Annotated in this window: 20 protein-coding genes; 8 read left to right on the top strand and 12 right to left on the bottom strand. The window is 62.8% G+C overall.

Annotated features, from left to right (window positions below):
* Positions 1–219 precede the first annotated feature (219 nt).
* Positions 220–1,305 carry an acyl-CoA dehydrogenase family protein gene (locus tag ACODR6_RS23575; RefSeq protein WP_489024719.1) on the top strand — a complete coding sequence of 362 codons (1,086 nt, stop codon included), beginning with the start codon at positions 220–222 and terminating at the stop codon, positions 1,303–1,305.
* Here ACODR6_RS23575 and ACODR6_RS23570 read toward each other — a convergent pair whose 3' ends face one another.
* The gene (locus ACODR6_RS23570; protein WP_112720013.1) at positions 1,306–1,776 is read right to left on the bottom strand and encodes an RrF2 family transcriptional regulator; all 471 of its coding nucleotides are present in this window, start codon (positions 1,774–1,776) and stop codon (positions 1,306–1,308) included.
* Between the two features lie 432 nt (positions 1,777–2,208).
* Between ACODR6_RS23570 and ACODR6_RS23565 the strand changes: the two genes are divergently transcribed.
* Entirely contained in the window at positions 2,209–3,369 is a 1,161-nt protein-coding gene (locus ACODR6_RS23565; protein WP_203428147.1) for a porin, read from the top strand.
* Between the two features lie 105 nt (positions 3,370–3,474).
* On the opposite strand, the gene ACODR6_RS23560 is transcribed toward ACODR6_RS23565, so the two are convergent.
* From ACODR6_RS23560 to katG, 3 genes are all read right to left on the bottom strand, one after another.
* Positions 3,475–3,930, bottom strand: coding sequence for an RrF2 family transcriptional regulator (locus ACODR6_RS23560; protein ID WP_162708777.1), 456 nt, complete (start codon positions 3,928–3,930; stop codon positions 3,475–3,477).
* 79 nt (positions 3,931–4,009) lie between these two features.
* Positions 4,010–4,513, bottom strand: coding sequence for a hypothetical protein (locus ACODR6_RS23555; RefSeq protein ID WP_130284070.1), 504 nt, complete (start codon positions 4,511–4,513; stop codon positions 4,010–4,012).
* 367 nt (positions 4,514–4,880) lie between these two features.
* Positions 4,881–7,070: a catalase/peroxidase HPI gene (gene katG, locus ACODR6_RS23550; RefSeq protein ID WP_203428146.1), complete on the bottom strand. Its 2,190-nt coding sequence runs from the start codon at positions 7,068–7,070 to the stop codon at positions 4,881–4,883.
* A 161-nt stretch (positions 7,071–7,231) separates the two neighbouring features.
* Here katG and ACODR6_RS23545 point away from each other — a divergent pair, with 161 nt between their 5' ends.
* A complete protein-coding gene (locus ACODR6_RS23545) occupies positions 7,232–8,152 on the top strand; it encodes a hydrogen peroxide-inducible genes activator (protein ID WP_203428145.1) in 921 nt (306 codons plus the stop codon).
* A gap of 226 nt (positions 8,153–8,378) precedes the next feature.
* On the opposite strand, the gene ACODR6_RS23540 is transcribed toward ACODR6_RS23545, so the two are convergent.
* From ACODR6_RS23540 to ACODR6_RS23510, 7 genes are all read right to left on the bottom strand, one after another.
* Positions 8,379–9,038, bottom strand: coding sequence for a peroxiredoxin (locus ACODR6_RS23540; protein WP_489024716.1), 660 nt, complete (start codon positions 9,036–9,038; stop codon positions 8,379–8,381).
* A gap of 87 nt (positions 9,039–9,125) precedes the next feature.
* Positions 9,126–9,722 (bottom strand): RBBP9/YdeN family alpha/beta hydrolase, encoded by a 597-nt coding sequence (locus ACODR6_RS23535; RefSeq protein WP_413710132.1) that lies wholly within the window; start codon positions 9,720–9,722, stop codon positions 9,126–9,128.
* A gap of 12 nt (positions 9,723–9,734) precedes the next feature.
* The gene (locus ACODR6_RS23530; RefSeq protein WP_162708775.1) at positions 9,735–9,875 is read right to left on the bottom strand and encodes a hypothetical protein; all 141 of its coding nucleotides are present in this window, start codon (positions 9,873–9,875) and stop codon (positions 9,735–9,737) included.
* 11 nt (positions 9,876–9,886) lie between these two features.
* Entirely contained in the window at positions 9,887–10,042 is a 156-nt protein-coding gene (locus tag ACODR6_RS23525; protein ID WP_199627731.1) for a hypothetical protein, read from the bottom strand.
* Between the two features lie 24 nt (positions 10,043–10,066).
* Positions 10,067–10,234, bottom strand: a complete 168-nt coding sequence (locus tag ACODR6_RS23520; protein WP_199627732.1) for a hypothetical protein — start codon at positions 10,232–10,234, stop codon at positions 10,067–10,069.
* A 5-nt stretch (positions 10,235–10,239) separates the two neighbouring features.
* On the bottom strand, positions 10,240–10,797 hold the full coding sequence (msuE, locus tag ACODR6_RS23515; RefSeq protein WP_112720005.1) for an FMN reductase: 558 nt from the start codon (positions 10,795–10,797) through the stop codon (positions 10,240–10,242).
* A gap of 193 nt (positions 10,798–10,990) precedes the next feature.
* The gene (locus tag ACODR6_RS23510; RefSeq protein ID WP_489024712.1) at positions 10,991–12,394 is read right to left on the bottom strand and encodes an FAD/NAD(P)-binding protein; all 1,404 of its coding nucleotides are present in this window, start codon (positions 12,392–12,394) and stop codon (positions 10,991–10,993) included.
* Between the two features lie 239 nt (positions 12,395–12,633).
* On the opposite strand from ACODR6_RS23510, the gene ACODR6_RS23505 reads away from it, so the two are divergent.
* The 3 genes from ACODR6_RS23505 (at position 12,634) to ACODR6_RS23495 (ending at position 15,281) form a co-directional block, all read left to right on the top strand.
* Positions 12,634–13,470 carry a MetQ/NlpA family lipoprotein gene (locus ACODR6_RS23505; protein WP_489024710.1) on the top strand — a complete coding sequence of 279 codons (837 nt, stop codon included), beginning with the start codon at positions 12,634–12,636 and terminating at the stop codon, positions 13,468–13,470.
* Between the two features lie 94 nt (positions 13,471–13,564).
* Positions 13,565–14,647 (top strand): methionine ABC transporter ATP-binding protein, encoded by a 1,083-nt coding sequence (locus ACODR6_RS23500; protein ID WP_489024708.1) that lies wholly within the window; start codon positions 13,565–13,567, stop codon positions 14,645–14,647.
* Entirely contained in the window at positions 14,628–15,281 is a 654-nt protein-coding gene (locus tag ACODR6_RS23495) for a methionine ABC transporter permease (protein WP_489024706.1), read from the top strand. The genes ACODR6_RS23500 and ACODR6_RS23495 overlap by 20 nt, the downstream gene beginning before the upstream one ends.
* A gap of 45 nt (positions 15,282–15,326) precedes the next feature.
* Here ACODR6_RS23495 and ACODR6_RS23490 read toward each other — a convergent pair whose 3' ends face one another.
* Positions 15,327–16,208 carry an endonuclease/exonuclease/phosphatase family protein gene (locus tag ACODR6_RS23490; protein ID WP_489024704.1) on the bottom strand — a complete coding sequence of 294 codons (882 nt, stop codon included), beginning with the start codon at positions 16,206–16,208 and terminating at the stop codon, positions 15,327–15,329.
* 150 nt (positions 16,209–16,358) lie between these two features.
* Between ACODR6_RS23490 and ACODR6_RS23485 the strand changes: the two genes are divergently transcribed.
* Complete coding sequence (locus ACODR6_RS23485) at positions 16,359–17,540, top strand: PfkB family carbohydrate kinase (protein WP_199627738.1); 1,182 nt, start codon at positions 16,359–16,361, stop codon at positions 17,538–17,540.
* A gap of 134 nt (positions 17,541–17,674) precedes the next feature.
* Positions 17,675–19,006, top strand: coding sequence for an extracellular solute-binding protein (locus ACODR6_RS23480; RefSeq protein WP_489024702.1), 1,332 nt, complete (start codon positions 17,675–17,677; stop codon positions 19,004–19,006).
* The last annotated feature ends 56 nt before the right edge of the window (positions 19,007–19,062 follow it).

The raw sequence follows: 19,062 nt of genomic DNA, 5'->3' as shown, positions 1-19,062 counted from the left end.
CTCACGGTCGTCGTCTGCGAAAGAGTGAGCCATAATCGATCCCGGGCGATGCTGGAAGCGGTGACGTTCGAATTGTGAGCTTTACGAGATAGTTAGGCAAAGTGCCGCAGCTGACAAGCCGGTAGAAAAATTCAAACCATACCGATTTTGTAGAAAAACCGGCCTTATCAATCGAGGTAGGATCGATCACTCATACGGGCATCAGGAAGAGAATGACCGATGGGAACGATATCGCAACTGCACGACCGGCTGAGACCGCCGGCCGACCGGATCGAGAGCGAGGAGGCAGCCGTGGCCGCCGCCCGCAGGCTCGCCGCCGGCTTCCGCCGCCAATCGAGCGAGCGCGATATCAACCGCATTCTCCCCTTCCCGGAACTCGATGCCCTCTCGCTCTCGGGTCTGGCCGGAATCACCGTTCCCCCGGAATATGAGGGCCTTGATGTCAGCAACGCGCTGCTTGCCGAGATCGTCGCGATCATCGCCGAGGGCGACGCCTCGATCGGCGAATGCCTGGCGATCCACTTCGCGGCGCTCGAAGGCCTGCGGCTGCACGGCGGCGAAGATCTGCAGCGGCTGTTATTCTCGCGGGCGCTATCGGGCGACCGCTTCGCCACGGCATCATTTCCCGCTGATTCCATCACCAACTTGCCGCTCGGCCATCGAATCGACGGCCGCAGCGCGCAGGCGCCGGGCGTGCTCTTTGCCGACTGGCTGGTGATATCAGGCGCGGCGGACAACCAGCTCCTCTACGTCAACCGCCGAAGCGAGGGACTGCAATCCGTCGACAGCTGGGACGGTTTCGGACAGCGCACCAACGGAACCGCGCTGCTCGTTGCCGAAAATGTCCAGGCCCGAGCCGATGCGGCGGTCCGGCAGGGCACACCGGCAGCAGCGATGACCGCCCTGCTCAATGCCGGGGTCGATCTCGGCATCGCCCGCGCTGTTCTGTCGGAATTGCAGGAGACAAGCGCCGTCCCGGCCGCGGCAGGCACCCTGATCGTCGGCATCGAGGCGGCAGCCGCCCTTCTGGAGCGCGCCGGTCACCGGCTCGATATCGCGCAGATCAATTCAGGCCCGGCAATCGCCGACGCCGAATTCTCCGCCACAGCCGCCCAAGCGCACGCGAGTGAGCTCGCGCTGCGCACCGCGACGGCAATCTTCGAAATCGCCAAGGGGGATACGGGAGGCATCGGCCTCAATCTCGACCGCCACTGGCGCAATGCCCGCATCCGGGCGCTCGGCGGCAAGCTCGAACGCCTGCATGCCAAGGCGGCAGCCCATTACAGCCATAGCTGGGAAATCTGATCAGCTGGCAGCCGAAACCGGCAGCACCTCGTCCTCGCCGCCGTCAGCAAGATTGCCACCCTTGGCGACGAACTGTTCCAGCGTCATGTTGTCGAGAATATCGGCAATCGCATCGCGCACTTCGGTCATCGACCTCCGCACATGACAGGTTTCGGGATCCGAACAGTCGTCGCAGGCTTCGTAAGCCGTGCGGCTGGCGCAGCGAATCGGCGCCAGCGGGCCGTCTAGCGTGCGGATCACATGACCGATTCTGATCTCGGAAGCAGGCTTCGACAGGGAGTAGCCGCCGCCCGGCCCCTTCTTCGAGCGCAGGATGCCGACATTGCGCAATTCGAGCAGGATCGTATCGAGGAACTTCTTCGGGATATTGTTGCGCGCCGCAACATCATTGATGAAGGCCGTCTCGCCGGGCGCCAGCTTCGCCAGATCGACAAGCGCCTTGAGCCCGTACTTTCCCTTTTTCGTCAACATCTTCGATAGCCCTGCACAATCCGCGCCATATGCTTTCGCTACTGCCAAATAACGCCGAAAGCGTGGGCACGCAACGAAATAGCCAGCTTTTATATAGGTTATGTCCAAATCTTTGCTGAAAGCGTCTTTTCGGCAGCACAAAAATCCGCCGCGGCCCGGATTTTCGTTGTTTTTCAATCATCAACGTCTTGTTTCCGCCCTCAGTTCCTCCCATATCTGCGCTTTCACAAGGCAATTTTGTGTCGTTTTGGCAACAGGGGTCGGCAACAGCGTGACTCAACCGTATCTTAGCTTGATACGGTTTGAGCGATGTGCGATCCAAATACTCGCGGGTTGCCGCTTTCCCCCGAGGGGATTCGACAAAACTGGGATGGGTTTTTGACGCTGATTTCTCGGCGCGATTTCCTGCGCCCGATTGAAAAAGGAACTGCTATGAACATTCGTTCTATTCTCATTGGTTCGGCGGCTGCGCTGAGCTCGGTGTCCGGCGCATACGCGGCCGACGCCATTGTTGCAGCTGAGCCGGAAGCTGTTGAATACGTTCGCGTTTGCGACGCCTACGGCACTGGTTACTTCTACATCCCGGGCACCGAAACCTGCCTCAAGATCGGTGGCTACCTCCGCTTCGACGTCGGCTTCGGCGCTGGCGACGCTTACAAGGACAACACCCAGGAAGACTGGCAGGCTCGTACCCGCGCTCACGTCGCTTTCGACGCCAAGAGCGACACCGAGTACGGCACGCTGACGAGCCGCATCGTTCTCGAATCCAACTTCCGCGGCGGCGCCGATGCTGACATCGGTGGCCTCACGGGCGGCAGCTCGACCGTTCTCGGCAGCAACCAGAACGCCACCGTTATCGACCAGGCATACATCGACATCGCTGGCCTGCGCGTTGGTAAGTTCACCAGCTGGTGGGACGACGACTTCTCGGGCGAAACCGATGCGATGGCGAACGTGACCAACACGAACGCTATCCGTTACCAGTACGACGCCGGCGACTTCTACGCTGGTGCCGCTCTCGAAGAGCTCAACGGCAACTCTGGTACGAACACCACCTCGCCGCGCAGCTCGCTCTTCATGGGCAACACTGACCAGCACGGCAACACGCTCGGCGTCGACGCTTCTGTCGGTGGCAAGTTCTCGAACTTCACCTGGGCTGTTTACGGTGGTTATGACGCCGGCAACCAGGAAGGTGCTGTAACGGCTCGCATCGGCGCAGACGTTGGCCCGGGCAAGGCTGAAATCGCAGCCATCTGGTCGAGCGGTCTCGGCGATGCAGGCAACGGCGGCAACGCTTACTACGCTAACGGCGAATGGACCGTTGTCGCTCAGTACGCTCTGAAGGCAACCGACAAGTTCACCATCACCCCGGCTGCTCAGTACACGAACAACATCGTGACCGACGCTGATGGCTCGTGGGATGACGGCAACATGTGGCGCGCTGGCGTTACGCTTGACTACCAGGTTGTTGAAAACCTGAACGCCAAGCTGGCTGCTACCTACGTCAAGGAAGACTACGGCAATCAGACCGTCGACGGCCGCAAGGACGCTGACTGGGTTGAAGGCTTCTTCCGCCTGCAGCGCGACTTCTAATGAATTGACGTGCGGTTAGAGACGCACGTCATGTGATCTGGTTGACCTCCGATCACAGTGAAGAAGCCCGGATTTCCCTCCGGGCTTCTTTTTTATGAGTGCTTTTCAGGAATGCGAGGCGGCTGTGAGCGCGGCGCGGTCGAGCTGATTGATCCTGTCGATGCAATCCTGGACCGTAACGCCTTCGAGCACGCCGGCGACAGCCTTGTCGGCCCGGGCGCTGAGCTGGTCGGATACTGCGCTGATATTGCGCGTGACCGAGCAGATGGTGGGAATGTTTTCGCGTGCCGACCACGCCTTCTGTTCCGGCAGAACGCTGCCATGAATCTCCAGAAGCTTGATATCGGGCGCCGGACGCGCCAGGCGAATACCGCCACTGACGCCGTCTGAGGAAATGAGTATCCCCGATTTCGACAGGGTCGAAACGATTTTCCGGACAAAACTGGGATTTGTATCGAGACTGGCTGCCAATTGCGGACTGGTCGTGCGAACGCCCGCGGCCTCATTGACCGCGACCGTCACGACGATTTGCAGCGCTGTTGGAAACCGTGTGTCACTCATCAATTGTGACATACCGCTGAAACAGCAGAAAATCCAGAACCACTATCGCCGATTGATACAAAATCGGCGATTGCAGGTCTTAGTGGCCGCGCTCGGCCATCTCAAGGCTCGCGCCATGTTCGGTGCCGAGCAGATCGGCAAGCGTCGACGACAGGTCGATCCCGTCGAGATCGGCGATAGCCGCCGTCCGGGCCTTGTCGATGATCGCGTCATAGAGATGATCGAAGCTGGTCTTCGGAAGCATCCGCGCCGGCGTGATGGCGGCATAGATCTCAGCAAGCGAAACCATGCGCAGCGACCGGGTGATCCGGTAGCCGTTGTCATCGCCGGAGACGATATCGGCGAACTTGAGGAGATCGAGGATGGCATCGGCGTCGTGCGCGCCCATACCGCCGATCCGGCGGATCTTGCGATGCGGCGTCGTGCGCGACAGCGTCTGGTTATAGGCGATCGTCAGGACGATGCGCAGCGCCTTCCTGAAGGTCTGGCTCGGCATCAGGTCGCTTTCATCCATTTCCCGCGCAGCGGGATAGGAGGCGATGCCGAAGAGGGTTTTAAACAACTCGGGGCAAGGTGTGGTCATGATCAGTGTCGAATAGCAATTTTTCGGGAGGAATTATCAATGCGGACGCCCGCGTGAGCGCCTGGGAGGTGGCGCCGCGGAACAGTGGACGTGAAAAGAACTCTTCGCGTTGTTTTCGGGATCGACCGCCGTGCGTTTACCGTACGGCCGTCTTGTCACTCGCGTGGCAAAAGATGCCAACAGCGATATATCACGAATCCACTGTTACGCCTCGCAACGGATATTTTCTACCCCCGGGAGCGGAACACAGTGTCCCAAAAATGTGATTAATCCCGTCGTAAATTAGTCAGGAATAAAACGGCTTAGCCGACGGAGCTGCCGTGAACTGGACGCGGCAGGGGCCGCGTCCAGTGCAATTTTCGATCGATCAGACGAGATCGAAACGGTCGGCGTTCATGACCTTGTTCCAGGCCGAAACGAAGTCCTTGACGAACTTCGCCTTGGCGTCGGACTGGCCGTAGACTTCGGCGATGGCGCGCAGCTGCGAGTGCGAGCCGAAGATCAGGTCGACGCGGGTACCGGTCCACTTGACGGCGTCGGTCTTGCGGTCGCGGCCTTCGTAGACGCCGTCCTTGCCTGCCAGCGGTGCCCACTTCGTGCCCATGTCGAGCAGGTTCACGAAGAAGTCGTTGGTCAGTGTCTCAGGACGCGAGGTGAAGACGCCGTGCTCGGGAGCACCGGCCTTCAGCACGCGCAGACCGCCGATCAGCACCGTCATTTCGGGTGCCGACAGCGTCAGAAGCTGCGCCCGGTCGACGAGGGCCTCTTCAGCCTTCATGAACTGCTTGCGCTTGCCGTTGACATAGTTGCGGAACGCATCGGCGCGCGGCTCGAGTGCGGCGAAGGATGCCGCATCGGTCTGTGCTTCGGACGCATCGGTACGGCCCGGCGTAACGGGAACGTTGACCGGCTGACCGGCAGCCTTTGCAGCCTTCTCGACACCGGCAGCACCGGCTAGAACGATCAGGTCGGCAAGAGAGATCTTCTTGCCGCCGGTCTGGGCAGCGTTGAAGTCCTTCTGGATGCCTTCGAGAACGCCGAGAACCTTGGCGAGCTGCGCCGGCTGGTTGGCTTCCCAATCCTTCTGCGGAGCAAGACGGACGCGTGCGCCATTCGCACCGCCGCGCTTGTCGGAACCGCGGAAGCTGGACGCGGATGCCCAGGCGGTCGAGACCAGTTCCTGCACGGAAAGACCCGTCGCCAGAACCTTTTCCTTGAGCGCTGCAATGTCGGCATCGTCGATCAGCTTGTGATCGACGGCGGGCACGACGTCCTGCCAGATCAGGTCTTCAGCCGGAACTTCCGGTCCGAGATAGCGGGCCTTCGGTCCCATGTCGCGGTGGGTCAGCTTGAACCAGGCGCGGGCGAAAGCATCGGCGAACTCAGCCGGGTTTTCCAGGAAGCGGCGCGAGATCTTTTCGTAGATCGGATCGACGCGCAGCGCGAGGTCGCTGGTCAGCATGGTCGGGCGATGCTTCTTCGAGGCGTCGAAGGCATCGGGAACGGAAGCTTCTGCATCCTTGGCGACCCACTGCTTGGCGCCGGCCGGGCTGGTGGTCAGTTCCCACTCGAAACCGAAGAGGTTTTCGAAGAAGTAGTTGCTCCACTGCGTCGGCGTCTGCGTCCAGGTGACTTCGAGACCGCTGCCGATCGTATCGCCAGCCTTGCCCGAGCCGTGGGTGCTCTTCCAGCCGAGACCCTGGTCTTCGATCGCGCTGCCTTCCGGCTCGACGCCAACGAACGATGCATCGCCTGCACCGTGGGTCTTGCCGAAGGTGTGGCCGCCGGCGATCAGCGCGACGGTTTCTTCGTCGTCCATCGCCATGCGGGCAAAGGTGTCACGGATGTCGCGGGCCGAGGCAAGCGCGTCCGGATTGCCGTTCGGGCCTTCCGGGTTGACGTAGATGAGGCCCATCTGCACGGCGCCGAGCGGCTCTGCGAGCTCGCGCTCGCCGCTGTAGCGCTCGTCGCCGAGCCAGGTGCCCTCAGGGCCCCAATAAAGCTCTTCCGGCTCCCAGACGTCGGCGCGGCCGCCGGCGAAGCCAAAGGTCTTGAAGCCCATGGATTCGAGCGCGACGTTGCCGGTGAGGATCAGCAGGTCGGCCCAGGAAATGCTGTTGCCGTATTTCTGCTTGATCGGCCAGAGAAGGCGGCGGGCCTTGTCGAGGTTGACGTTGTCAGGCCAGCTGTTCAGCGGCGCGAAACGCTGCTGACCCTGACCGGCGCCGCCGCGGCCGTCGGTGATGCGATAGGTGCCGGCGCTGTGCCAGGCCATACGCACGAAGAGACCGCCGTAATGACCGAAGTCGGCCGGCCACCATTCCTGCGAATCGGTCATCAGCGCATGAAGGTCCTTCTTCAGCGCTTCGAAATCGAGCTTCTTGAACTCTTCGGCGTAATCGAACGCTTCGCCCATCGGATCGGAGCGGACGTTGTGACCGTGCAGGACCTGCACGTCGAGCTGGTTCGGCCACCAGTCGCGGTTGCCGGGGCGATGCGCGGCATTGCCGTGCGGCACGGGACATTTGCCTGCGCTGTCGGGTTTTTGGTCGTCCATAGCGTTCTCCTTGGATGATGCAATTCATCGGTTATTGAGAGGGAGTGCCAGTGGCGGACCGGCTGGCGCGGCGTTGCACGCGCCCTCCCCTGTCTTCTTCTTATCGGAAGCGTGTGATAAATTTAAGTTGGATTTACTGATTGCCGCGATAAGATAAAATTATGAAGAACCTGACGTTGAAACAGCTGCGTTATTTCGAGGCGCTGGCCCGCCACGGCCGCTTCCGCCATGCCGCGGATGCCTGCGCCATCTCGCAACCGGCGCTGTCGATGCAGATCAAGGAGCTCGAGGAAGAGCTCGGCAACGAGCTCTTCGAGCGCAGCGCCCGCGAGGTGAAGCTCACTGCCTTCGGCCAGATGTTCGCGTCGCGCGCCCACGATATTCTCCGCGCCGTCGACGAACTCGGCGATCTCGCCCGCGCCTCGCGCGATCCGTTCCTGGCGCGCTTGAGGATCGGCGTCATCCCCACGGTCGCACCCTACCTGCTGCCCGCCATTATCAACGATCTCAACGCCACCTTCGACGGCATCCAGATCGAGGTCCGCGAAACCCAGACCGCCAAGCTGGTGCAGGAACTCTCCCGCGGCGATCTCGACCTGGCGATCGTCGCTCTTCCGGTCTCGGAGCCTTCGTTGACCGAGCTGAAGCTGTTCGACGAGGAATTCGTGCTGGTGCGCCGCCTCGAAGACGAAGGCCGCCCGGTGCCGGATCGCGACATGCTACGGGAAATGCGCCTGCTGCTGCTCGAGGAAGGTCACTGCTTCCGCGACCAGGCGCTGTCCTTTTGCCGCATCGGCTCGGCCCGTCCGCGCGAAATCATGGAAGGCAGCTCGCTCTCCACCCTCGTCCAGATGGTCAGCGCCGGCATCGGCATCACATTGATTCCGGAGATGGCGGTACCGGTGGAGACGCGCTCGGCGCAAGTCTCGATCGCCCGCTTCCAGTCGCCGCGCCCGTCACGCACGATCGGCATGATCTGGCGCAACTCGACGCCGCTCGTCAGGCAGCTGATGGAAATCGCCGAAGTCATCCGCCGCTCGGCCGGCAGTGTGCAGAAGCATCATTTTCATGCGGAGGTGTGAGGGCGCATCGCTTGGAAGCGACCCGCGTCACCCGGAGCCCCCTCACCCTACCCTCTCCCCGCTGGGGAGAGGGGATGTCGGCGCGGAAGGCATACTCGGTTTTCCCTTCTCCCCAACGGGGAGAAGGTGCCCGAAGGGCGGATGAGGGGGGCCACGCCCACCACACTTTCCTCATCCCTGTGCCCCCTAGGGCTTAGCCGTCACAGCAATGAGGGAGAGTTGCCCCTCAAGCAGCCGGCTGCTTCGTCTTGCGCAGGTACGGCAGCACCGTATCGAAAGACCCGAACCGGGCGATCGCATCCTCGTTGGAAACGGCGGCCGTGATGATCACGTCGTCGCCCTGTTGCCAGTTGGCGGGGGTTGCGACCTGGTGCTTGGCCGTCAGCTGGATGGAATCGATGGCGCGCAGGATTTCGTTGAAGTTGCGGCCTGTCGTCATCGGATAGGTGAGGATCAGCTTGATCTTCTTGTCCGGGCCGATGACGAAGACCGAGCGCACCGTGGCGTTATCGGCGGGCGTGCGGCCTTCCGAGCTGTCGCCGGCGCCGGCGGGCAGCATGTCGTAGAGCTTGGCGACCTTCAGGTCCTTGTCGCCGATCAGCGGATATTCGACGTCGAAGCCGGTCGCCGTTTTGATGTCGCCCTTCCACTTGGCGTGGCTTTCGACCGGATCGACGGAGATGCCGATGATCTTCACACCGCGCTTGCTGAACTCGCCTTCGAGACCCGCCATCGTGCCGAGCTCGGTCGTGCAGACAGGCGTGAAATTCTTCGGATGCGAGAAGAGCACGGCCCAGCCGTTACCGATCCAGTCGTGGAACTGGATGGAACCCTGGCTGGTGTCGGCGCTGAAATCAGGGGCGACATCGTTGATACGGAGACTCATGACATATGACCTTTGTGACGACTGGACCGGCGGGATCGTGCGGCTGGGAAGGCCGCGACACCAAGCCGGAGGGTGGAATTCGCGCGGCTAGGCTAGTGGAACTTCCCGGCCAGGTGAATGCTTTCTTTGGGGTATTTTCTCAAGATGCCGCGTCTTGTGTTTGAGGATATCGAACAGCCGATAGCCACCCGGCCAGCGGCCATATCCGCTGGCGACATTGATATGCCCGGCAAGCCCGGCATTGCGCAGGTCGCTGCCCCAGAGCCGCGCGAAATAGGTCAGCCTCTCCAGCGACATGTAATGATCGTTGAGGCTACCGACGAGGATGCTTGGAAACGGCAGCCGCTCCGTCGGCATCGTGCCGAAGCCGATACTGCCGGGATGCAGCTTGTCGGTCACATCAAGATCGCAGGGCGCCACCAGCAGCGCGCCTTTCACCCGCCGGGCCGCCGGACGCCCGGCAAGACGGGCGGCGAGCACGGATCCGAGGCTGTGGGCAACGATGTAGGCCTCGCCTGCCCGCTCCAGCTCGGCTTCGAGGGCATCGAGCCATTCGGTGACACGCGGGCGGTCCCAGTTTTCCTGCCGTACGAGACGGCTTTCGGGGTGATCCTTCAGCCAGGCGCTCTGCCAATGCGCCTCTTCCGATCCGAAAAGTCCGGGCACGATGAGAACCGGCGTCATGTCGTCTCCGATCTAGAGAATGCCGAGCGTGATGGCGAAAAGCAGCGCGAAGGAAAATGCCGCGGCTGCGGGCGCAGCGAGATCGGCACCCGTGCGCAGGATCCGGCCGGATGGCGAAGGCGGCACCGGGCGACGGTCATCGAAGACTGCCATGACGAGGCTCCTCAATACCAGGGCCCGGGCGCCGGGCTCCAATAGTAGAATTCATAGTCGCTGGCGCTCGGCTCGCGGTCGTCATCGAGAGGCAGAGCTTCAGTGAGCGGCTGCGGATGGCTGAGCCCCTGGCGCAGCAATGACAGGAATTCGAATACAAGCCTCATAATCCGGTTCTCCTTGTCAGGGTGTCAGATCGATTGGTTGCGTCTCGCATTGGCAAGCAGCTCTTCGGCACGCGCCACCGGGCCGAAAAGCATCAGCAGCCGGTTCTGTTCGCGAACCGGAAGCCGGTAGCGGCGGGCGAAATCGACGACATTCCAGAGTTCCTGCGCCATCGTGCCGGGAGCGCCGCTCATAGCGTTCACTCCGCCGCCTGCAGGCTGCTGTGCTGCGAGGGGAAGAAGGCGGCGAGCTCGTCGATGGCGAAACCGATGCGGCCGGACAGCTGCTCGGAGGTCACCTTGTAATCGGCGAAATCGCGGTCGGCGGCATAGATCGCCGTCGGCAACGTATGGGCCATGAAGAAACCGAACAGCGGCCTGAGCTGGTGCTCGACCATCAGCGCATGGCGGTCGCCGCCGCCGGTGGCGGTGATGATGATCGGCTTGGCGCGCAGTTCATGCGGCTCGATCAGGTCGATCAGATGCTTGAAATGGCCGGGATAGGAGCCCTTGTAGGTCGGCGACCCGACAACCAGCACATCGGCATTGACGATATCGTCGATGACGCCGGCGGCCTGGGCATCCAGCTCCTTGCGCCAGAGCGACGATCCGAGCGACGGCCCGACATCGTGGAGGTCGTAAACCTTCGAGGAGAAACCGTAACGCCTGGAGGCGAGATCCGCGACGTGGCTGACAAGCGCGTGCGTCTTGGACGGGCGGTTGAAGCTACCGGCGATACCGACGAGGCGAAGGGGCATGTCTCTCTCCTTTGATCTTGCATTAAATATTCTCTATAAATTTAGTGCACTAAAGGAATGGAATTCCATTCTGGAGAGCGGTAGGGAAATTCGGTCCCTCAGGTTGCGGCCTTGCTGGCAACGCGCAGGGGATTAGCCGCGGCGGTGAGAACGGCGCGATCAGTCTGAAATGTTCGAGGGAAAGTCTACGGCGTCAGACGCCGGTCAGCTTGCGGAGCAGCTCACCGGCCATGAAGACCGAGTGCTCGGTGACCTGCGGCAGGCCCATCAGCTCGCCGAAAGTGCCGCGCGCCAGCGGACCGGCGATCAGCAGCGAGGGATCGGCGTCGCCGCTCCGGCCGATGGCTTCGGAGCGCTCGTTGCAGGCAATGCCGAGCCCTGTCGGATCGAGCTCCAGGATACCGGCGTCGCCGAGCTCGGAGAGCCAGAGCTGGCTCTGCAGGATGCCGCCATGCGCGGGACCGGTCGTGACCACGACGGCATCGAAGCTTTTCACCGGCCGGCTGCCGTCGCGCAGCCGCAGCGTCACGCGGATCTCTTCGCCGTCCCGCTCGGCATCGGCGACCGAACCGGCGGCAATCGTCAGCCGCCCCTCGCCGATCGCCCGCTCCAGCACATCCTCGACCTGCGGCGCGACCCGGAAACGGTGCACGTCCCAGAACGGTCTGAGATGGCGGACGATGCGCTGGCGTTCGGCCAGCGGAAGCCCCTGCCAGATCAGCCGTCCATGACCACGAACTTCATCGATCACCGCATGCCAGCTGATCCCTTCCCCGGCCGCCTGCGCGATCGCCTGGCGAATGCTGTGCAGCAATTCCGAAGCCGTCCTTGACGGCCGCGCGATAAAATCGCCGAACGGATCCTGCGCCGTCGCCGCATGTCCGCGCGAGCGCAAACCGCGGCGTGAGACGGAGGTGATCGGCCCGCGGTGACCGGAGAGAGTGAGCGAGGCGACGATATCGGCCGCCGTCAGCCCGTTGCCGACGATCAGGACGCGGTCATCCGGCTCAATATTGTCGAGAGCACCCGATACCGTTGAATCGGCGACATAGCGCGGGTGACCGGCCAGCACCGCCTGCAGCCCGCGCGGCGGCGATGGTGACGGATGCGTCGTGGCGATCACCAGCAAGTCGGCCCGCGTCTCGATGCCGGTACTGTCGGAGACCAGCCAGCCATCATCAGTCTTCTCGACCCCGGTCACCGTCGCGCGCTGGTGAAGGATGCGGCCGGCCCCGATAGCCGGTCGCAGGCGCGAGGCGGCATAGGCGCCAAACAGCCGCCGCTGCGGAAAGAGATTGCCATCCGGCCGCGCCGCTTCGGGATCGCGGCTGACAGCACCCGTCGCAGCGATCCATTCGAGGAAATCCTCCGGCCTGTCCGGGAAGAGGCTCATCCGCGCCGCGGGCACGTTGATGCGGTGCGCCGGGTCTTCCGTATCGTAGGCTAGGCCGCGGCCGAGCTCCTCGCGCGGTTCGAAGACGATGATCTCGGCGACACCGGCAGGCAGCGCATCAGCCAGATGCAGCGCCACGCCGGCGCCGGAAACGCCGCCGCCGATGATCGCCACGACCTTCGATTTTCCGCCACCGGCTGTCATCTCGCACTCGCATCCAGATTCATTACTCTTCACATCGAAATAGGACGGTTCGCGCCGCGGCACAACCAATATAGTCTATAAACATTATAGAATTTTATTCGGAAGAGATCGGGCAGACCGGCAAGACTTTTCCCGCGCCGCTTTCGAGAAGAGACGGGCGTACTTCGAAGGCGGCCTTCCGATCTGACATGCTTTTTGTGTTTCGAGATCAATCTCATCACCAAGACGGGACAAACAAAATGAACAACAAGACCTTCTCAGCCGTGACGCTGACGCGCCGGGCAAGCCTCGCAGCGCTCGCCGTTTCGGCCCTCGCGCTCGCAACCTTTGCCGCACCCCTTCCCTCGATCGCCGCCGAAAAATCCATCAAGGTCGGCATCATGAGCGGCGAGGACGAAGACGTCTGGCGCATCGTCACCGCCGAAGCGGAGAAGAAGGGTCTCAAGATCGAGACCATCACCTTCAACGACTACACCCAGCCGAACGAGGCGCTCGAGCGCGGCGAGATCGACGCCAACGCCTTCCAGCACCAGCCCTATCTCGACAACCAGATCAAGACCCACGGCTACCACATCGTCCGCGTCGGCTATACCGGCGTCTGGCCGATCGGCCTCTATACGAAGAAGTACAAGGCCGTCTCAGAAATCCCCGAAGGCGCCATCGTCGGCCTGCCAAACGATCCGTCCAACGAAGGCCGGGCGCTGCGCGTCCTGCAAAACGAGGGCCTGATCAAGCTGAAGGACGGCACCGGCATTCTCGCCACCATCGCCGATATCACCGAGAACCCGAAGAAGCTTGAGATCAAGGAACTCGATGCCGGCATTGTCGGCCGCTCGATCGACGATCTCGATGCCGCCGTCGTCAACACCGACTGGGCGCTGAAGAGCGGCCTGTCGCCGAAGGAGCGCATCGCTCAGGAGCCGATCTCCGACAACCCCTACCGCAACTTCATCGCCGTCAAGGAAGACAACAAGGATGCGGACTGGGTGAAGACGCTGGTCTCCTCCTACCAGAACGACGCCGTGAAGGCCGAGTTCGACAAGGTCTACAAGGGCACGGGGCTGAGCGCCTACTAAACCGATATCCGCGCCTGGGGGAAAGGGCGCGAAGCCAGGGCGGTCCGGACGTTCCTTGTCCGGGCCGCCTTGAGCGTTTGCAGAGGATAATCTCATGAATTCATTCGTTTCCGCCACGGCGATTGGGGCGAAAGCCGAAGCTGCCGCGGATATCATCCGCCTCGCCGGTGTCCGGCGCCGCTTCGGCGAGACGCCGGCGCTCGACGGCATTTCGCTGACCGTCCGCAAGGGCGAGATCTTCGGCATCATCGGCCGCAGCGGCGCCGGCAAGTCGACGCTGATCCGCTGCCTGAACGGACTGGAGCGCGCCGATAGCGGCGAGATCCATATTGACGGCCGCGATATTGCCGGGCTGGCCGAGCAGGAACTGCAGCCGCTGCGCCGGCGCATCGGCATGATCTTCCAGCATTTCAATCTGCTCTCCGCCAAGACGGTAGAGGAAAACATCGCGCTGCCCCTGAAGATCGAAGGCGTGGCGAAGCCCGAGCGGCTGCAGCGCGCCCGCGAGCTGCTCGATCTCGTCGGCCTTTCGGACAAGGCCAGGGCCTATCCCGCCTCGCTCTCCGGCGGCCAGAAGCAGCGCGTCGGCATCGCCCGGGCCCTTGCCGCCCGCCCCGCCCTGCTGCTCTCAGATGAAGCGACGTCTGCGCTCGACCCGGAAACGACGCGCTCGATCCTGTCGCTCTTGAAGGACATCAACCGCAAACTCGGCCTGACCGTCGTGCTGATCACCCACGAGATGGAGGTGATCCGCAGCATTGCCGACCGCGTCGCCGTCATCGATACCGGAAAAATCGTCGAGGAAGGCCAGGTCTGGTCGGTGTTCGGCAACCCGCAGACCGCGATCACCCGAAGCCTGCTCGGCAGCATCCGCCCGCAACTCCCCGAGCATATCGCCGCCAGGCTCTCGGCCGAGACAGGCAGCGAGGCGATCCTCAGTGTCGATCTTGCCGGACCGGAAGCGCAGGGTGCGCTGTTTGCCGATCTTTCGGCAGCGCTGCCGCACTCCTTCCGCCTCGTCCATGGCGGCATCGACCACATCCAGAACCAGCCGGTGGCGCGCTTCTTCATCGCCGTCCCGGCCCGCGATCCCGGTCTGCAGGATCAGGTCGCACAATTTCTGACGGCCCGCTCGGCGCGGGTGGAGGTACTCGGCTATGACAACTATCATGCTTGACCTGCTGCTGCGGTCGCTCTGGGAAACCGTGCTGATGACCGGCGCATCGGGCATCATCTCGCTGGTGGCCGGCCTGCCGCTCGGGCTCGCCCTGGTGCTGACGGCGCGCGGCGGCATTGCCGAAAATCTCTGGATCAACCGCGCGCTCGCCGCCGTCATCAACGGCTTCCGCTCGGTCCCCTTCATCATCCTGCTGGTGGCGCTGATCCCGCTGACCCGGCTGATCGTCGGCACCGCGCTCGGCACCTGGGCGGCGATCGTGCCGCTGGCAATCGCCGCGACACCCTATTACGCCCGCATCGCCGAGGTCTCGCTGCGCGAGGTCGACCGGGGCCTGATCGACGCCGTCCGCGCCATGGGCGGCAATCGCTGGACGATCATCCGCGACGTGCTGGTGCCCGAAGCCCTGCCCGGCATCGTCGCCGGTTTCACCGTGACACTGGTGACCCTCATCGGCGCCTCCGCCATGGCAGGCGCCATCGGCGCCGGCGGCCTCGGCGACCTCGCTATCCGCTACGGCTACCAGCGCTTCGAGACCTCGGTGATGATCGCCGTCGTCATTGTTCTCATGGTGCTGGTCTGCGGCATCCAGTGGTTCGGCGACCGTCTGGTGGAGCGGCTGGACCATCGCTGAGATCGGGGCGGCCGGGCATGAAAGCTGCCCGGCCGCGAGTTCGCCTTAGAGATCGATCTCGACCCGCAGCGGCTGGTGATCCGAACCGGTCGCCTGCTCGTCGACCCAGCACTTGCTGATCCGGCTGGAGAGCCAGGCAGGCACGAAGCAATAGTCGATCCGGATGCCGGCCTTGGCGGCGATGTCGCGGTAGAGCGTGTGGCCCTCGTCTTCCGCACCACCGGCGGCAACGTAGGCATCGACGAAGCCGGATGCATCCGGCAGGCGGCCATGCCACTGGTTCACGGCGCCGCAGATCCACTCATATTCCGGCGAGGTCGGCTCGAAATTGAAGTCGCCGAGAAGGATCGCTTCGCGCGGCATGTCGGGCAGCGCCGGCTCTTCGCGCCAGGACGGCACGATTTCGCGGCCACCGATCGCCGGGCCGTCTTCGAAGGCACGGTTGGACACCTTCACCAACTCCTGCAGCTGCACCATGCGGTGACGGCTGGCGAGATGGTCGAGATGGGTCGAGTAGAAACGTACCGGACCTGATGGGGTCTGGACCAGTGCCTCGATCGCGCCGCGCTGGATCGTATGCGGGCCGGGCGCGGTGAACTTCGGATACATGTGATTACGGGTGGACAGGATCGGGTAGCGCGACAGGATCATGTTGCCGAACTGGCGGCGCTTGTGATCCGTCGGGCGCTTGCCCTCGGCATCGGAGACCTTCAGCACGTCGACGGTCGGGCCCCAGACGAAATAGTGATCCGGCAGCAGACGGGCAATCGCCTCCGACTGGCTGATATTGCCGGAACGGTCCCAATAATTCTCGACTTCCTGCAATGCGATGATGTCGCTGTCCTTGACGGTATCGACAATACGTTCCAGGTCGTAGCGGTCGTCCTGGCCGCGGGTATACTGGATGTTATAAGTTGTGATTAGCATGGATCCTCGCTTAAATTTGAGTTGCGCCGGACGTCGTGAAAACGTTTCATTGCGCGCGACGAACTAGGCCAAGAATGTGAAACTTCCGACACCATTCGATGACGATTCAATGAAGCTTCTTTCCTCTGCTCAGATGAGCCCAGCCCAGCCATGAAAAATCGCGCAACCATCAAGGACGTCGCGCGCCTGGCGCGCGTTTCGATCGGCACCGTCAGCCGTGTCGTCAACGGCAACAAGGCGGTCACCGAGGAAAACCGCCTTGCCGTTTTCGATGCGATCCAGAGGCTCGGCTACCGCCCGAGCTCGGTCGCCCGCTCGCTCGTCGGCCAGACGGAACGCGCCCGCAAGGGAGCGCCATTGCCGCAAGGCGCCCCTCGGCTGACTGCCATCGGCTATGTCAGCATCGATCATTCCATCCTCACCGAGGAAATGCCGCCGGCCGGCAGCCGCGTCTCCGCCAAGCTGATCCACAGGTCGGTCGGCGGACCCGCAGCGAATGTGGCGATCGCCGCAAGCCGGCTCGGCGGCGACTTCCCGGTGGCCGTCGATCTGATCTCCTCGCTCGGCGACGACCCCGAAAGCGACTGGGCGCTGGCCGAACTGCTGGAATGCGGCCTCAACGTCGACGCCATCGAACGCGTCACCGGCGGCAGGCTCTCGCGCAGCGTCGTCATCGTCGAGGCGGGCGGCCGTCGAACGATCCTCAATGAGCCGTTATCGCTGCCGATCCCGCGCATTCGCGACTATTTCAATGCGGCGGCGGCGCGACAGGGCCAGCACTGCCTGCATCTCGAAGGCTTCCGCGTCGGCCTGCTTGACGAACTCCATCTGACCGGCGCCTCGCGCCCGGATCTCGTCACCATCGACACGACCGGCCTTCCTGCACACTGGCAGACACCGGCCGCCTTCGGCACGCTGCGCAGAAGCTGTGACTTCATCTTCATGAGCCGCTCGGCCGCCCGCCAGCTCGTGGGCACCGATGTCGATGACGGCGAGCTTGCCGATACGCTGTCCCGCCACGCGGCGGACGGCGGTGCCAGCATCGTCCTGACCATGGGCGCCAGCGGCTCCGTTCTCATCCAGCCGGGCAAGGCGCCGGTCTGCGTTCCAGCATTGGCCGTCGATCCCGTCGACGTCACCGGCGCCGGCGATGTTTTCGTCGGCATCTTCCTGGCGGTATTCCTCAACACCGCGGATGCCCTGACGGCAACGCGCTGGGCGGCCGTCGGCGCCTCCTATTCCATTGCCGCGATTGGCGTAAACACCGTCACGGTGACCGCCGATCTCATCGCAACCGGCCTTGCAAGCCTCTCCAGCCAGCCCGATTCCTGACCGCAAAAATCTGCAGCAGTCACCAATCGGACATATATCCGTCATCCCGATGAAACGTTTTCACGGCACTCGGTCGCACCGTTCCCGGACGGCCCGACCAACCGGCCGCCGCACAAACGATTTTGGAGATAGGGATGTTCAAAGCTGCATTTGCCGCCGCCGCCACGCTTGCGGTGCTCACCGGTGCCGCACCGGCCAGCGCCAAGACTGAGATCAACATGTGGTTCGGGCTTTCGGGCCTCCTGCAGAAGGAAGTGATGGCCCAGTGCGATCGCTTCAACCAGAGCCAGGACCAGTACCACATCAACTGCACCCGCGAGGGCACCTACGACGAGATCTTCCAGAAGGCGATGGCCGCGGTTCGCGCCGGCAAGCCGCCGCACATCCTGCAGGTCGTTGACCGCGCCACCGGCACGATGATGCTCTCGGGCGCCGTCGTTCCCGCCTATCAGCTGGCTGAGGACGTCGGTCTGAAGATCAACTGGGACGACTATTTCCCCGTCATCGGCAACTATTATGCCGGCCGCGACGGCAAGCTCTGGGCCTTCCCGTTCAATTCCTCGACAGCGATGGTCTATTACAACACCGACCAGCTGAAGGCCGCCGGCTACACGAGCTTCCCCGAGACCTGGGAAGATTTCGACAAGCTGCTGGTTGCCCTACGCGACAAGGCCGGCTCGAAGTGCCCGATCGGCTGGTCGATCGACCTCTGGTCCGACATGGAGCAGTTCTCGGCGATCCACAACATTCCGGTCGCGACGCAGAATAACGGCTATGACGGCCTCGACGCCCAGCTCGAGATCAACAAGACGCTGTTCGTCAAGCACATGGAGCGCCAGAAGCGCTGGTTCGACGAAGGCCTCGCCAAGTACGAGCCGAATATCGACACCCGCCGCGACATGTTCGTCAACGGCCAGTGCGCGATCTTCTTCGACTCGATCGCCGGCTTCACCACGACCGATGAACTGGCGACCGCCAAGGGCACCAACTGGACCGTCGCCCAGCTGCCGCACAACAAGGACGTGACGCCGATCAACAGCCTCGTCGGCGGCGCAGCACTGTGGACGATGAAGGGCTTCTCGAAGGAAGAGTACAAGGCCGTTGGTGCCTTCTACCAGTTCATCGCCCAGCCCGAGCAGCAGAAGCTCTGGTCCAACGGCACCGGCTATATCCCGGTCACCAAGTCGGCCTATAACGACCTCGTCGCCGAGGGCTATTACCAGCAGAAGGGCAAGGTCAACCGCGATCTCGCCGTCAAGAGCCTGACCCGCGCCACCCCGACGCCGCTCTCCAAGGGCGTCCGCCTCGGCAACTATGTCGAAATCCGCAACATCATCACCGAAGAGATCCAGAAGGCTCTCAACAACCAGGTGACGATGCAGCAGGCGCTCGATACCGCGACCGACCGCAGCAACCAGCTGCTGAAGCGCTTCGCCGACACCTATCCGGGAGCCACCCTGCCCTGATCCGGCATTGCACGATCATGAGCACGCTTGCCCGGGTCCCCACGCGATCCGGGCAA

The organism is Rhizobium sp. FG96, from assembly GCF_057808655.1.
This window is presented reverse-complemented; position numbering and strand designations above follow the sequence as displayed.

What these genes read in the sequence shown, in the direction of transcription:
- ACODR6_RS23575 (WP_489024719.1), top strand. Translation starts at nt 220, where the DNA reads ATGGGAACGATATCGCAACTGCACGACCGGCTGAGACCGCCGGCCGAC.
- ACODR6_RS23570 (WP_112720013.1), bottom strand. Translation starts at nt 1,776, where the DNA reads ATGTTGACGAAAAAGGGAAAGTACGGGCTCAAGGCGCTTGTCGATCTG.
- ACODR6_RS23565 (WP_203428147.1), top strand. Translation starts at nt 2,209, where the DNA reads ATGAACATTCGTTCTATTCTCATTGGTTCGGCGGCTGCGCTGAGCTCG.
- ACODR6_RS23560 (WP_162708777.1), bottom strand. Translation starts at nt 3,930, where the DNA reads ATGAGTGACACACGGTTTCCAACAGCGCTGCAAATCGTCGTGACGGTC.
- ACODR6_RS23555 (WP_130284070.1), bottom strand. Translation starts at nt 4,513, where the DNA reads ATGACCACACCTTGCCCCGAGTTGTTTAAAACCCTCTTCGGCATCGCC.
- katG (WP_203428146.1), bottom strand. Translation starts at nt 7,070, where the DNA reads ATGGACGACCAAAAACCCGACAGCGCAGGCAAATGTCCCGTGCCGCAC.
- ACODR6_RS23545 (WP_203428145.1), top strand. Translation starts at nt 7,232, where the DNA reads ATGAAGAACCTGACGTTGAAACAGCTGCGTTATTTCGAGGCGCTGGCC.
- ACODR6_RS23540 (WP_489024716.1), bottom strand. Translation starts at nt 9,038, where the DNA reads ATGAGTCTCCGTATCAACGATGTCGCCCCTGATTTCAGCGCCGACACC.
- ACODR6_RS23535 (WP_413710132.1), bottom strand. Translation starts at nt 9,722, where the DNA reads ATGACGCCGGTTCTCATCGTGCCCGGACTTTTCGGATCGGAAGAGGCG.
- ACODR6_RS23530 (WP_162708775.1), bottom strand. Translation starts at nt 9,875, where the DNA reads ATGGCAGTCTTCGATGACCGTCGCCCGGTGCCGCCTTCGCCATCCGGC.
- ACODR6_RS23525 (WP_199627731.1), bottom strand. Translation starts at nt 10,042, where the DNA reads ATGAGGCTTGTATTCGAATTCCTGTCATTGCTGCGCCAGGGGCTCAGC.
- ACODR6_RS23520 (WP_199627732.1), bottom strand. Translation starts at nt 10,234, where the DNA reads ATGAGCGGCGCTCCCGGCACGATGGCGCAGGAACTCTGGAATGTCGTC.
- msuE (WP_112720005.1), bottom strand. Translation starts at nt 10,797, where the DNA reads ATGCCCCTTCGCCTCGTCGGTATCGCCGGTAGCTTCAACCGCCCGTCC.
- ACODR6_RS23510 (WP_489024712.1), bottom strand. Translation starts at nt 12,394, where the DNA reads ATGACAGCCGGTGGCGGAAAATCGAAGGTCGTGGCGATCATCGGCGGC.
- ACODR6_RS23505 (WP_489024710.1), top strand. Translation starts at nt 12,634, where the DNA reads ATGAACAACAAGACCTTCTCAGCCGTGACGCTGACGCGCCGGGCAAGC.
- ACODR6_RS23500 (WP_489024708.1), top strand. Translation starts at nt 13,565, where the DNA reads ATGAATTCATTCGTTTCCGCCACGGCGATTGGGGCGAAAGCCGAAGCT.
- ACODR6_RS23495 (WP_489024706.1), top strand. Translation starts at nt 14,628, where the DNA reads ATGACAACTATCATGCTTGACCTGCTGCTGCGGTCGCTCTGGGAAACC.
- ACODR6_RS23490 (WP_489024704.1), bottom strand. Translation starts at nt 16,208, where the DNA reads ATGCTAATCACAACTTATAACATCCAGTATACCCGCGGCCAGGACGAC.
- ACODR6_RS23485 (WP_199627738.1), top strand. Translation starts at nt 16,359, where the DNA reads ATGAAAAATCGCGCAACCATCAAGGACGTCGCGCGCCTGGCGCGCGTT.
- ACODR6_RS23480 (WP_489024702.1), top strand. Translation starts at nt 17,675, where the DNA reads ATGTTCAAAGCTGCATTTGCCGCCGCCGCCACGCTTGCGGTGCTCACC.